At 59.5% G+C, this 13,444-nt stretch carries 13 protein-coding genes; 4 read left to right on the top strand and 9 right to left on the bottom strand.

The window, feature by feature from the left end; genetic code table 11:
- Positions 1-36: 36 nt before the first annotated feature.
- The 3 genes from gmhB to glyQ are packed head-to-tail and all read right to left on the bottom strand — an operon-like array spanning position 37 to position 3,585.
- Entirely contained in the window at positions 37-576 is a 540-nt protein-coding gene (gene gmhB, locus GHO42_RS16705; RefSeq protein WP_165446529.1) for a D-glycero-beta-D-manno-heptose 1,7-bisphosphate 7-phosphatase, read from the bottom strand.
- 4 nt (positions 577-580) lie between these two features.
- Positions 581-2,635, bottom strand: a complete 2,055-nt coding sequence (gene glyS, locus GHO42_RS16710) for a glycine--tRNA ligase subunit beta (RefSeq protein WP_094999587.1) — start codon at positions 2,633-2,635, stop codon at positions 581-583.
- Complete coding sequence (gene glyQ, locus GHO42_RS16715; protein WP_003437964.1) at positions 2,632-3,585, bottom strand: glycine--tRNA ligase subunit alpha; 954 nt, start codon at positions 3,583-3,585, stop codon at positions 2,632-2,634. Before glyQ ends, glyS begins: the two co-directional genes overlap by 4 nt.
- 81 nt (positions 3,586-3,666) lie before the next feature.
- Here glyQ and GHO42_RS16720 point away from each other — a divergent pair, with 81 nt between their 5' ends.
- Positions 3,667-4,224: a DNA-3-methyladenine glycosylase I gene (locus tag GHO42_RS16720; RefSeq protein ID WP_095020604.1), complete on the top strand. Its 558-nt coding sequence runs from the start codon at positions 3,667-3,669 to the stop codon at positions 4,222-4,224.
- 183 nt (positions 4,225-4,407) lie between these two features.
- The gene (locus tag GHO42_RS16725; RefSeq protein ID WP_094999589.1) at positions 4,408-5,295 is read left to right on the top strand and encodes a lysophospholipid acyltransferase; all 888 of its coding nucleotides are present in this window, start codon (positions 4,408-4,410) and stop codon (positions 5,293-5,295) included.
- A 122-nt stretch (positions 5,296-5,417) separates the two neighbouring features.
- Here the strand turns inward: GHO42_RS16725 and GHO42_RS16730 are convergent, their stop codons facing one another.
- The 5 genes from GHO42_RS16730 to def form a co-directional block, all read right to left on the bottom strand.
- Positions 5,418-5,729: a tetratricopeptide repeat protein gene (locus GHO42_RS16730; RefSeq protein WP_094999590.1), complete on the bottom strand. Its 312-nt coding sequence runs from the start codon at positions 5,727-5,729 to the stop codon at positions 5,418-5,420.
- A 10-nt stretch (positions 5,730-5,739) separates the two neighbouring features.
- Complete coding sequence (gene trkA, locus GHO42_RS16735; protein ID WP_094999591.1) at positions 5,740-7,116, bottom strand: Trk system potassium transporter TrkA; 1,377 nt, start codon at positions 7,114-7,116, stop codon at positions 5,740-5,742.
- A gap of 20 nt (positions 7,117-7,136) precedes the next feature.
- Positions 7,137-8,447, bottom strand: coding sequence for a 16S rRNA (cytosine(967)-C(5))-methyltransferase RsmB (rsmB, locus tag GHO42_RS16740; RefSeq protein WP_095017920.1), 1,311 nt, complete (start codon positions 8,445-8,447; stop codon positions 7,137-7,139).
- A complete protein-coding gene (fmt, locus tag GHO42_RS16745) occupies positions 8,444-9,394 on the bottom strand; it encodes a methionyl-tRNA formyltransferase (protein ID WP_153326296.1) in 951 nt (316 codons plus the stop codon). The genes rsmB and fmt overlap by 4 nt, the downstream gene beginning before the upstream one ends.
- Before the next feature lie 207 nt (positions 9,395-9,601).
- The gene (gene def, locus GHO42_RS16750) at positions 9,602-10,108 is read right to left on the bottom strand and encodes a peptide deformylase (RefSeq protein WP_016782844.1); all 507 of its coding nucleotides are present in this window, start codon (positions 10,106-10,108) and stop codon (positions 9,602-9,604) included.
- A gap of 381 nt (positions 10,109-10,489) precedes the next feature.
- Between def and dprA the strand changes: the two genes are divergently transcribed.
- Positions 10,490-11,587, top strand: a complete 1,098-nt coding sequence (gene dprA / locus GHO42_RS16755; RefSeq protein ID WP_094999594.1) for a DNA-processing protein DprA — start codon at positions 10,490-10,492, stop codon at positions 11,585-11,587.
- A gap of 35 nt (positions 11,588-11,622) precedes the next feature.
- Positions 11,623-12,180 (top strand): L-threonylcarbamoyladenylate synthase, encoded by a 558-nt coding sequence (locus GHO42_RS16760; RefSeq protein ID WP_094999595.1) that lies wholly within the window; start codon positions 11,623-11,625, stop codon positions 12,178-12,180.
- 177 nt (positions 12,181-12,357) lie between these two features.
- Here GHO42_RS16760 and GHO42_RS16765 read toward each other — a convergent pair whose 3' ends face one another.
- The gene (locus GHO42_RS16765) at positions 12,358-13,335 is read right to left on the bottom strand and encodes an NADPH:quinone reductase (RefSeq protein WP_153326294.1); all 978 of its coding nucleotides are present in this window, start codon (positions 13,333-13,335) and stop codon (positions 12,358-12,360) included.
- Between the last annotated feature and the right edge of the window lie 109 nt (positions 13,336-13,444).

Genomic DNA, 13,444 nt, shown 5'->3' on the forward strand with positions numbered 1-13,444 from the left:
CAGCGCATAACGTGCAGGCCAGTGTTCGAACATGCTTTATTTGTGGATAAGTTCTGCGGCGACTGCCGCCAGATCGTCAAATACTAGAGTATTAACCGGTAACTCTTTGGCCAATGTCTGTAGGCCCTTTCCGGTTTTTACCAAAACTGGCTGAGAATCGACGGCTTGCGCAGCCTGCAAGTCACCCAAACTGTCACCGACGAACCAACATTGGGCCAAATCAACGCCGTAATGGTTGGCAATCGTTTGCAACATGCCAGGTTTGGGCTTACGGCAAGCGCAACCCGCGTCAGGTCCGTGTGGGCAATAGACAATCAATCCGACCTCGCCACCCTGCTCTGCCACCAGCGCCCGCAAGCGGGCGTGCATGGCGTCCAGCGTGGCAACATCATAGTAGCCGCGGGCAATGCCGGACTGGTTGGTCGCGATGGCGACTGTCCAGCCGGCCTTGCTCAACTGCGCAATGGCCTCGATCGCGCCGGGCAGTGGTTGCCACTCCTCGACTGACTTGATGTAAGCGTCGGAGTCGTAATTGATTACTCCGTCCCGATCGAGAATCAGCAGTTTCAACGGCAACCCCTCAGCCCAGCAGTGAAATATCGGCAACACCCAGGAACAGGCCACGCAGACGGGCCAGCAAGGCGTAGCGGTTAGCCCGCACGCTCGGGTCTTCTGCGTTGATCATCACCGCTTCGAAGAACGCATCCACCGGCTCGCGCAACGAGGCCAGACGGGTCAGGGCTTCGTTGTACTGACGGGCAGCAGCCATTGGCTGTACGGCCTCGTCGGCCTTCTGGATGGCCGAGAACAGCGAGAACTCACAAGCATTGTCGAAATAGCGGGCTTCAACGTGGGTCGAAACCGTGCCTTCAACCTTGCTCAGCAGGTTCGAAACGCGTTTGTTCACGGCGGCCAGTGCAGCGGCTTCCGGCAACTGGCGGAACGCTTGTACGGCTTGCACGCGCTGATCGAAGTCCAGCGCCGACGTTGGGTTGAGGGCACGTACCGACAGGTAAGTGGCCACGTCCACGCCTTCGTCTTCGTAACGCGCACGCAGGCGGTCGAAGATGAATTCCAGAACCTGATCTGCCAGACCGGCCGACTTGATCTTGGCCCCGAAAGCGCTGACAGCGAATTTCACTGCTTCAGTCAGGTCGAGGTCGAGTTTCTTGTCGATCAGGATGCGCAGGATACCCAGCGCTGCACGACGCAGTGCGTACGGGTCTTTGCTGCCTGTAGGCAACATGCCAATGCCGAAAATACCCACCAGGGTGTCGAGCTTGTCGGCGATGGCCACTGCAGCACCGGTCAGGGTGCTCGGCAACTCGGCGCCCGCGCCACGCGGCATGTACTGCTCGTTCAACGCCAGGGCGACGTCTTCAGGCTCGCCGTCATTCAGCGCGTAGTAGTAACCGGCAATGCCTTGCATCTCCGGGAACTCGCCGACCATTTCCGTGGCCAGGTCGCACTTGGACAGCAAACCGGCACGGGCGGCACGCGGTGCGTCACCGCCAATGCGCGGGGCAATGAATGCCGCCAGTTTCGAAACACGCTCAGCCTTGTCGTAAACACTGCCCAGTTGGGCCTGGAATACCACGTTTTGCAGACGCAGGTTGAAGCTCTCGAGTTTTTGCTTCTTGTCTTGCTTGAAGAAGAACTCGGCATCGGTCAGGCGCGGGCGAACCACTTTCTCGTTACCCGAGATGATCTGCTGCGGGTCTTTGCTCTCGATGTTGGCCACGGTAATAAAGCGCGGGAGCAATTTGCCATCGACGTCCAGCAGGCAGAAGTACTTCTGGTTGTCCTGCATGGTGGTGATCAGGGCTTCTTGCGGGACGTCCAGGAAGCGCTCTTCAAACGAGCACACCAGCGGCACCGGCCATTCAACCAGCGCGGTCACTTCGTCGAGCAGGGCAGGCGGCACGATAGCGCTGCCTTCCTGCATCGTCGCCAGCTCGGCCACACGCTTGGAAATCAGCTCGCGACGCTCAAAGAAATCGGCCAGCACGTAGGCTTTGCGCAGGTCTTCGGCGTAGTTGGCCGGGGCGCTGATGCGCACGTTTTCCGGGTGATGGAAGCGGTGGCCACGGGACTCACGACCGGCTTTTTGCGCAAGGATCGTGCAATCGATGACCTCGTCGCCCAGCAGCATGACCAGCCACTGGGTTGGACGTACGAACTCGACCTTGCGCGCGCCCCAGCGCATACGCTTGGGGATCGGCAGGTCATTGAGCGAGTCTTCAACGATGGTCGGCAGCAGGCTGGCGGTCGGCTTGCCGACGATCACCTGGCTGAAACGCAGTTTTGGGCCGCTCTGGTCGATTTCGCTCAGCTCAACACCGCATTTTTTGGCAAAGCCAAGGGCTGCCTGGGTCGGGTTGCCTTCGGCATCGAAAGCAGCTTGACGTGGCGGGCCGTCGATATTGATGCTGCGGTCAGGCTGCTGGGTTTCCAGCTGGGTCAGCAGAACGGCCAGGCGGCGCGGTGCGGCGTAGACTTTTTTCGCGCTGAATTTCAGACCGGCTGTTTGCAGGCCTTTTTCAATCCCGGCGAGAAATGCATCAGCCAGGGTATTGAGGGCTTTTGGTGGCAGTTCTTCAGTGCCCAGTTCAACCAGAAAATCTTGAGCACTCATTGTGCTGCCTCCAACTTAGCCAACACTTCATCACGTAAATCCGGCGGAGCCATCGGGAAGCCCAGCTTGGCGCGAGCTTCAAGGTAGGCCTGAGCCACCGAACGCGCCAGGGTACGCACACGCAGGATGTATTGCTGACGCGCGGTCACGGAAATGGCGCGGCGGGCATCCAGCAGGTTGAACGTGTGGGATGCCTTGAGCACCATTTCGTAGCTTGGCAACGGCAGCGGCTGGTCGAGTTCGATCAGGCGCTTGGCTTCGCTTTCATAGAAATCGAACAGTTCGAACAGTTTGTCGACGTTGGCGTGTTCGAAGTTGTAAGTCGACTGCTCGACTTCGTTCTGATGGAACACGTCGCCGTAGGTCACTTTGCCGAACGGGCCGTCAGTCCATACCAGGTCGTAGACAGAATCCACGCCCTGCAGGTACATAGCCAAACGCTCAAGGCCGTAGGTGATTTCGCCGGTAACCGGGTAGCACTCAATGCCGCCTACTTGCTGGAAGTAGGTGAACTGGGTGACTTCCATACCGTTGAGCCAGATTTCCCAGCCCAGACCCCAGGCGCCCAGTGTTGGCGATTCCCAGTTGTCTTCTACGAAACGGATATCGTGGACCAGTGGGTCCAGGCCGATATGTTTCAGCGAACCCAGGTACAGCTCCTGGAAGTTTGGCGGGTTTGGCTTCAAAACCACCTGGAACTGGTAGTAGTGCTGCAAACGGTTCGGGTTTTCGCCGTAGCGGCCGTCAGTCGGACGACGACTGGGCTGCACATAAGCGGCGTTCCAGGTTTCCGGGCCCAGAGAGCGCAAAAACGTGGCGGTATGGAATGTGCCGGCGCCCACTTCCATATCGTAGGGCTGAAGCACCACACAACCTTGCTCGGCCCAGTATTGCTGGAGGGCGAGGATCAAGTCTTGGAAGGTACGCACTGCTGGCGTAGGCTGGCTCACAAATTCACCTGTTTCTTGGGCTGCGATTTAAAGAGCGGGAGTATACCCGATTCGGTCGCCCCTCCACCCCCTGGAGCCTATATGCCACGTTGCTTCTGGTGTTCAGAAGATCCGCTGTATGCCGCTTATCACGATCAAGAGTGGGGCGTGCCGTTGCGCGATGCGCATGGGCTGTTCGAGTTGTTATTGCTCGAAGGGTTCCAGGCAGGTTTGTCATGGATCACGGTTTTGAAGAAGCGCGAGCACTATCGCAAGGTCATGTTTGGCTTTGATGTGCAGCGTTTGGCAGTTATGACGGACACTGAAATCGAGGTTTTGTTGCAGGATCCGGGGATTATCCGCAACCGTCTCAAGGTGGCCGGAGCACGACGCAATGCCCGGGCCTGGCTGGCTCTGGACAACCCGGTGGAGTTTTTATGGTCGTTTGTGGGTGGTAAACCGAAGATCAACCACTTTACTGAACGCCATGAATTCCCTGCGGTGACGCCAGAGGCCGAAGCCATGAGCAAAGGCCTGAAAAAAGCCGGTTTTACGTTCGTCGGCCCGACCATTTGCTACGCCTTTATGCAGGCCAGCGGCATGGTTATGGACCATGCCACGTATTGCGACCGTTACGCGGAACTGGCCAACGGCGGTTAGAATGTCTTTTTTCGCCACACGCATAACCCGTAGCAGCTGCCGAAGGCTGCGTCCGGCGGCGCAGCCGTCGTGAAGTCAGGCCCTGCGATGTGTCAGTAAAATCAAGCACTCAGCATTTACGATTGCTTCGCAATCGGACGCAGCCTTCGGCAGCTGCTACGAGTGCTTTCGAGAGATTATTCTGTGGAAAAGTTTAAAGGCGCCTTGCTGGTCGGGGCTTTGCGATTGTTTGCCATGCTCCCGTGGAGCGCGGTGCAACGCGTGGGCTCGGCCATTGGCTGGTTGATGTGGAAACTGCCTAATCGTTCGCGCGATGTGGTGCGGATCAACCTGGCCAAATGCTTCCCCGAAATGGACCCGGTCGCCCGTGAGCAACTCGTGGGCCAGAGCCTCAAGGACATCGGTAAAAGCCTGACCGAGAGCGCGTGCGCCTGGATCTGGCCGGCCCAGCGTTCGATTGACCTGGTGCGTGAAGTCGAAGGTCTGGACGTGCTCAAGGACGCCCTGGCCTCAGGCAAGGGCGTGGTAGGCATCACCAGCCATCTGGGCAACTGGGAAGTGCTCAACCACTTCTATTGCAGCCAGTGCAAGCCGATCATTTTTTACCGCCCGCCCAAGCTCAAGGCTGTGGATGAATTGCTGCAAAAGCAACGCGTTCAGCTGGGCAACCGCGTGGCGGCATCGACCAAAGAAGGCATCCTGAGCGTGATCAAGGAGGTGCGCAAAGGTGGTCAGGTGGGCATTCCGGCAGATCCGGAGCCCGCTGAGTCAGCCGGAATTTTTGTGCCGTTCCTCGGCACGATGGCCCTGACCAGCAAGTTTGTGCCCAATATGCTGGCGGGCGGCAAAGCGGTGGGCGTGTTCCTCCACGCATTGCGCTTGCCCGACGGTTCGGGTTTCAAAGTGATTCTGGAAGCGGCGCCCGAAGAGATGTACAGCACCGATACGGCGACCTCGTGCGCGGCCATGAGCAAGGTGGTCGAGAAGTATGTGCGGGCGTACCCGAGCCAGTACATGTGGAGCATGAAGCGCTTCAAGAAGCGTCCGCCGGGTGAGGCGCGCTGGTACTGACCAGACATGCATCCCGTGGGAGCGAGCCTGCTCGCGAAGGTTTCACAAGCGCCGCGATTATCTAACGATCTTCGCGAGCAGGCTCGCTCCCACATCAAGTTCCCAATATGAAGCTGGATGAATTACTGCGACTTATCCAGCTTCTTCAAAAACACCGTCATTTCTTTCTCGGCCTGCTTGTCGCCATGGGCCTGAGCCGCTGCAATCCCCTGCTCCCATGCCGCCCGCGCTGCCGCACGATCCCCCGCCGCCAGCTGCGCCTTGCCCAGCAGCTTCCAGGCCGCCGAATACTTGGGGTCAAAGCCGACGCAACGCTGCAGATGCTCCGCCGCTTTCAAGTTATCCCCAAGGTCCAGATAGCCCTTGCCCAGGCCAAAGCGCAGCAATGAGTTATCCACACCCTTGGCGAGCATCTTTTCCAGTGATTCCAGCATCCCTGACTCCTTAGAAAAAACTCAAGCCCACATGAAACAGCTTCTCTACGTCGCGAATATGCTTTTTATCCACAAGGAACAGGATCACATGGTCGCCGGCATTGATGACGGTAGAGTCGTGGGCGATCAGCACTTCTTCGTCGCGAATGATCGCGCCAATCGTGGTCCCCGGTGGCAAGTTGATTTCACCGATGCTGCGGCCAATCACCTTGCTCGACTTGGAGTCACCGTGGGCGATGGCTTCGATGGCCTCCGCCGCACCGCGGCGCAGTGAGTGCACACTGACGATATCGCCTCGGCGTACGTGGGCCAGCAAGGTGCCGATGGTGGCCAGCTGCGGACTGATGGCGATATCGATTTCGCCACCCTGGATCAGGTCCACATAGGCCGGGTTGTTGATGATGGTCATCACCTTCTTCGCGCCCAGGCGCTTGGCCAGCAGCGAGGACATGATATTGGCCTCGTCATCGTTGGTCAGGGCCAGGAACACGTCGGCATCGGCGATGTTCTCTTCGAGCATCAAGTCGCGGTCCGAGGCGCTACCTTGCAGCACAACTGTACTGTCGAGCGTGTCGGACAAATAGCGGCAACGTGCAGGATTCATCTCTATGATTTTGACCTGGTAACGGCTTTCAATGGCCTCGGCCAGGCGCTCGCCGATCTGTCCGCCGCCAGCAATGACAATACGCTTGTAGCTTTCGTCAAGGCGGCGCATTTCGCTCATTACTGCGCGAATATTGGCTCTGGCGGCGATGAAAAATACTTCGTCGTCAGCCTCGATGATGGTATCGCCACGGGGTGTAATTGGCCGATCGCGTCGGAAAATCGCCGCGACTCGTGTATCCACATTCGGCATGTGCTCGCGTAGCTGGCGCAATTGCTGGCCAATCAGCGGGCCACCGTAATACGCCTTGACCGCGACCAACTGCGCCTTGCCCTCGGCAAAGTCGATCACCTGCAAAGCACCGGGGTGTTCGATCAGGCGCTTGATGTAGTTGGTGACCACCTGCTCGGGGCTGATCAGCACGTCGACCGGGATGGCGTCGTTATCAAACAACTCCTCGCCGCGTGTCAGATAAGCCGCTTCTCGTACACGGGCGATTTTGGTCGGGGTGTGAAACAGCGTGTAGGCCACCTGGCACGCGACCATATTGGTCTCGTCGCTGTTGGTCACGGCCACCAGCATGTCGGCGTCATCTGCACCCGCCTGGCGCAGCACATTGGGCAGCGAGGCGCGGCCCTGCACGGTGCGGATGTCGAGGCGGTCACCCAGGTCGCGCAGGCGTTCGCCATCGGTGTCGACCACGGTGATGTCGTTGGCTTCGCTGGCCAGATGTTCTGCCAGCGTACCGCCGACCTGGCCTGCGCCGAGGATGATGATTTTCATGCCGTCATTTCCTGGAACCGTTAGCTGCGTGCGGCAGCGATCTTGATCAGTTTGGCGTAATAGAAACCGTCATGCCCACCTTCTTGCGCCAGCAACTGGCGGCCGTGGGGTTGTTTGATACCGAACTGACCGGCGATATCCAGCTCGCGGGCACCCGGTGTCCGGGCCAGAAACGCTTCGATCACCTCGGTGTTTTCGGTCGGCAGCGTCGAACAGGTGGCGTAAAGCAAGATGCCACCGACTTCCAGGGTTGGCCACATCGCGTCCAGCAGTTCGCCTTGCAGGGTGGCGAGTGCGGCGATGTCGTCCGGTTGGCGGGTCAGCTTGATGTCTGGATGACGGCGGATAACACCCGTTGCTGAGCAAGGCGCATCCAGCAAAATGCGCTGGAATGGTTTGCCGTCCCACCAGGTTGCGGTATCGCGGCCGTCAGCCGCAATCAACTCGGCACTCAGGCCCAGACGTTCAAGGTTCTCGCGAACGCGCACCAGGCGCTTGGCTTCCAGGTCCACGGCTACCACGCCGGCGAGCTTGGGCTCGACTTCCAGGATGTGGCAGGTCTTGCCGCCGGGGGCGCAGCAGGCGTCGAGTACACGCTGGCCCGGGGCCAGATCGAGCAAATCGGCAGCCAGCTGGGCGGCTTCGTCCTGCACACTGATCCAGCCTTCGGCAAAGCCTGGCAGATTGCGTACATCGCAGGCCGCAGCCAGCACGATGCCGTCCTGGCTAAAGGTGCAAGGTTGAGCTTCGATCCCTGCCTCGACCAGCAACTGCAGATACGCATCACGACTGTGATGGCGACGGTTGACCCGCAAGATCATCGGCGGGTGCGCATTGTTGGCTGCACAGATGGCTTCCCATTGCTCAGGCCAAAAAGCCTTCAGGGATTTTTGCAGCCAGCGTGGGTGCGCAGTACGCACCACCGGGTCACGTTCCAGCTCAGCCAGTAAGGCTTCGCTTTCTCGCTGTGCGTTGCGCAGTACGGCGTTAAGCAGGGCTTTGGCCCACGGCTTTTTCAGTTTGTCGGCGCAACCTACGGTTTCGCCGATGGCGGCGTGGGCCGGAATGCGGGTGTAGAGCAGTTGATACAAACCGACCAGCAGCAATGCCTCGACGTCAGCGTCGGCGGCCTTGAACGGTTTTTGCAGCAGCTTGTTGGCCAGCGCCGACAGGCGTGGCTGCCAGCGCGCGGTGCCGAAGGCCAGATCCTGGGTCAGACCGCGGTCACGTACCTCAACCTTGTCCAGTTGCAGCGGCAACGAACTGTTGAGCGATGCCTTACCGTTGAGCACGGCAGTCAGGGCTTTGGCGGCGGCCAGACGAGGATTCATTGTGCGGCACCCAAAACTGTACCGACGGCGAATTTCTCACGGCGGCTGTTGAAAAAATCACTGAAGTTCAGCGCTTTGCCACCAGGCAATTGCAGGCGTGTGAGGCACAAGGCGCCTTCACCGCAACCCACGATCAGGCCGTCCTTGCTGGCGGCGAGAGTCTGTCCCGGTGCACCTTGAGCGTCAGCCAGGTTTGCGGCCAGTACTTTGAGGGCTTCGCCATTGAGCGTGCTGTGGCAGATCGGCCACGGGTTGAAGGCGCGGATCAGGCGCTCCAGCTCAACGGCCGGGCGGCTCCAGTCGATGCGCGCTTCGTCCTTGTTCAACTTGTGGGCGTAGGTCGCCAGGCTGTCATCCTGGACTTCACCTTGCAGCGTCCCCGCCGCCAGACCGGCAATGGCCTGGATCACGGCCGGTGGGCCCAGTTCGGCCAGGCGGTCGTGCAGGCTGCCGCCGGTGTCATCGGCGGTGATTGCGGTCACGGACTTGAGCAGCATGGGGCCGGTGTCCAGACCCGCCTCCATACGCATTACGGTCACTCCGCTTTCACTGTCGCCGGCTTCGATGGCGCGCTGGATCGGCGCTGCTCCGCGCCAGCGTGGCAGCAAGGAGGCGTGGCTGTTGATGCAGCCCAGGCGCGGAATATCCAGCACCACTTGCGGCAGGATCAGGCCGTAGGCCACCACCACCAGCAGGTCCGGCTTGAGTGCAGCCAGTTCGGCCTGGGCCTCAGGGGCACGCAGGGTGGGTGGCTGCATCACTGTGATGTTGTGCTCCAGCGCCAGCTGTTTGACCGGGCTTGGCATCAGCTTTTGCCCGCGCCCTGCCGGACGGTCCGGCTGGGTGTAGACCGCGACGATCTCGTAAGGCGTGTCTAGCAGTGCCTTGAGGTGTTCGGCGGCGAATTCTGGGGTGCCGGCAAAGACGATGCGCAGTGGCTCAGTCATGGAATACTCACTTGGAATAGGGGGGCGCGGGAACTGACGGCAATGAGCCAGCGAACGGACCGGCTGGCTCATTTTCATGTGGGAGCGGGCTTGCTCGCGATGAGGGCTACCCGGTGTATCAGCAGAACCGTGTTGGCCCGATCGCGAGCAAGCCCGCTCCCACATCGGGTCCCTGCCAGTTCGGGAGTGTTGTGCGTTTTATGCCGATCAAGCGTTCTGGCGGTGCAGTTTTTCCAGTTTCTTCTTGATCCGGTCGCGCTTGAGCGTAGACAGGTAGTCGACGAAGAGCTTGCCGTTGAGGTGGTCGCACTCATGCTGAATGCACACCGCCAACAGGCCTTCAGCGATCATTTCAAAAGGTTTGCCGTCACGGTCCAGCGCCTTGATCTTGACGCGCTGCGGGCGATCAACGTTCTCGTAGTAACCCGGTACCGACAGGCAGCCTTCCTGGTATTGGCCCATCTCGTCGGACAGGATCTCGAACTCGGGGTTGATAAACACCATCGGTTCGCTGCGGTCTTCGCTCAGATCCATGACCACGATGCGTTTGTGCACGTTGACCTGGGTCGCGGCCAGGCCGATACCTGGCGCCTCGTACATGGTTTCAAACATGTCATCGATCAACTGACGGACTTCGTCGTCCACAACCGCCACGGGTTTGGCGATGGTACGCAGACGCGAGTCTGGGAATTCGAGGATGTTCAAAATAGCCATAAGTTTGATTGGTGCACTGTGTGAAAGATTCAAAAACGGTTGTCAGGTGGGTCCTGGGGACTCGAGCAACCTGTGCAAAACGTCTCCTTCAGAGAGAGCCCGCTCGGGCTCAGGCGTTTCACGCGAGAGCACATAATAAAGGGATTCACCCACGGATGAAACGACTAGCTGCCGGGCTGCACCTGTGCATGTCTCAATTTGAAACCAACCTGCCCGGCCTCCAGGCGACGTTCAACTAATGTTGGGTTTCCCATTGGCGTTTCAAGTTCTGCCAAGGGGCTCAACCCGGTACTTTTCATCGTTAGCCAAACAACTTGTCAACAGAGTTATCCACAGCTTGTTCCTTACAGCCAGATGGAATAACCGATCAAGGATGATCCTATGCCACCCTCAGAAATATCCCCAGCAGAGTTGGAGGCCCGCTTGCGTTTGCACCGTTTGCCCGACGTTGGGCCACGGCGTTATTACAGCCTGTTCAGAGCCTTTGGTTCGGCCAGTTCGGCGCTCAGCGCACCTGCCAGCGCCTGGCGTGCCCTGGGGCTGCCCGAGGGGTGTGCCCAAGCGCGGCGCAGCCCTGAAGTCCGTGAGGGTGCCAGCGCTGCATTGCGCTGGCTTGAGCGCTCCAGACACCATGTGCTGCTGCATGATCAGGCCGATTACCCGGCGCTGTTAAGCGAATTGAGCGATGCCCCGCCGCTGTTATTCGTGGCGGGAGAGCCGTCAACTCTGGAAAAACCGCAGTTGGCGATGGTCGGTAGCCGACGCGCTTCGAGGCCTGGGCTGGACACCGCGACCGCCTTTTCCCGCAGCCTGGCTGGCGCCGGTTTTGTGATTACCAGCGGGCTGGCGCTGGGGATTGATGGCGCAGCGCATCAGGCTGCTCTGGACGTTGGCGGGCAGACAGTGGGGGTTTTGGGGACGGGCCTGGAAAAACTTTATCCACAGCGCCATCGGGCATTGGCAGACGCAATGATTTGCAACGGTAGCGCCGTGGTATCGGAGTTTCCTCTGGACGCCGGGCCCCAAGCCGCCAACTTCCCGCGGCGTAACCGCATTATCAGCGGTTTGTCCCTTGGCGTGCTGGTGGTCGAGGCCAGCGTGTCCAGCGGCTCGCTGATTACTGCCCGTCTCGCCGCAGAGCAGGGGCGCGAGGTGTACGCCATGCCCGGTTCCATCCACCACCCTGGGGCGCGTGGCTGCCATCAGTTGATCCGTGATGGCGCTACGCTTGTCGAGACCGTTGAGCACATTCTCGAAGGCCTGCGTGGCTGGCGCTCGATGCCGTTGCCCACAACAGAAATGTTTACTCCAAGCTGTCATCCATTAGTGCAATTGTTGCAGGCAGCGCCCTATACCAGCGAAGCATTGGCCAATATCAGCGGTTGGGATTTGCCCCGATTGCTGGCTACTCTGACCGAGCTTGAACTGGCGGGGCATGTTGTACTCGAGGGTGGGCGTTGGTTTGCTCGCGCCAGCTAAGTACACTGCGCGCAGCACATATCTGGAGACATTCAATGATCAGCACCTGGCGCGTCCAACAAGCTGCAAGAGCCATTCGCGCAGGCGCGGTGATTGCCTATCCGACCGAGGCGGTCTGGGGCCTGGGCTGCGACCCATGGGATGAAGACGCGGTCGAGCGGCTGCTGGCGATCAAATCGCGGCCTGTGGATAAAGGTCTGATTGTGGTGGCAGACAACATTCACCAGTTCGACTTCCTGTTTGAAGACTTCCCCCAGGAGTGGATCGACCGCATGGCCAGTACCTGGCCAGGGCCGAACACCTGGCTGGTGCCGCATCAGGGCTTGCTGCCCGAGTGGATCACCGGGGTACACGATACGGTGGCGCTGCGCGTGAGCGATCACCCGCTGGTGCGCGAACTGTGCGCGCTGGTGGGGCCGATTGTCTCGACTTCAGCCAACCCGGCAGGTTTGCCGGCAGCGCGTACTCGCTTGAAAGTGGAGCAGTATTTCCGTGGGCAAATCGACCATGTGTTGGGTGGCAACTTGGGTGGACGTAAAAACCCGAGCCTGATCCGCGACCTGGCTAGCGGCAAAATCGTACGCCCGGCGTAATGAGTTGCAGCCCAACCGATCTTGTAGCAGCTGCCGAAGGAACGAGGCTGCGTCCGGTTGCGAAGCAATCGTAAAACCTGAGTCCGAGATTTTTCTGAACGACCACAGTGTCTGGTTTTACGACGGCTGCGCCGCCGAACGCAGCCTCGTTCCTACGGCAGCTGCTACGAATTTGTTTTAAGGCAACAAAATCGTCGATCCCGTGGTTCGGCGCGCCGACAGTTCCGTCTGCGCCTTGGCCGCATCAGCCAACGCAAAACGCTGGCTGAAATCAACCTTGATTGCACCGCTGCGGATCATCGCAAACAGCTCATCGGCCATCGCTTGCAGGTTTTCGGCGCTATTGGCGTAGGACGCCAACGTCGGTCGAGTGACATACAGCGAGCCCTTCTGCGACAAGATCCCCAGGTTGACCCCCGTTACCGCGCCTGAAGCATTGCCAAAGCTGACCATAAGCCCACGTGGTGCTACGCAGTCCAGTGACGTTAGCCAGGTGTCCTTGCCTACACCGTCGTAAACCACCGGGCACTTCTTGCCGTCGGTCAATTCCAGTACACGCTTGGCAACATCCTCGTGGCTGTAGTCGATGGTTTCCCACGCGCCCAGAGCTTTGGCGTGGGCGGCTTTTTCGGCCGAACTGACCGTGCCGATCAATTTCACGCCCAAGGCTTTCGCCCATTGGCAGGCAATCGAACCTACCCCGCCTGCAGCAGCGTGGAACAGGATGGTTTCACCCCCTTTGAGTTCGTAGGTCTGACGCAGCAGGTACTGGGTTGTCAGGCCCTTGAGCATCACGGCGGCGGCTTGTTCAAAGGAAATATCCTCGGGCAGTTTCACTACATTGGCTGCAGGCAAAACGTGCAGTTCACTGTATGCCCCCAGCGGCCCGGTGCCGTAAGCGACGCGATCGCCGACGTTCACGTTGCGCACGTCACTGCCCACCGCATCAACGATCCCCGCACCTTCATTGCCCAGCCCGGACGGCAGTTCAGCCAGCGGGTACAAGCCACCCCGGTAATAGGTATCGATGAAATTCAGACCGATGGCCTGATTGCGCACCCGAACTTGCTGCGGGCCCGGCTCGGCGGGTTGGTAATCGACATACTCAAGCACTTCAGGGCCGCCGTGGGCCCGAAACTGGATACGCTTTGCCATTTGCACTGTCCTCGCTCATTTCACGAAGCCACCATCCAACGCTGAAGCGTGATCTTCGTCAACTGCGGTGAGCCGGAGTGCGGTGTTATGCTAGCCCCCCTTTGCCGCC

The sequence above is a fragment of the Pseudomonas sp. FSL R10-0056 genome, assembly GCF_009600105.1.
Lineage (GTDB): Bacteria > Pseudomonadota > Gammaproteobacteria > Pseudomonadales > Pseudomonadaceae > Aquipseudomonas > Aquipseudomonas bubulae.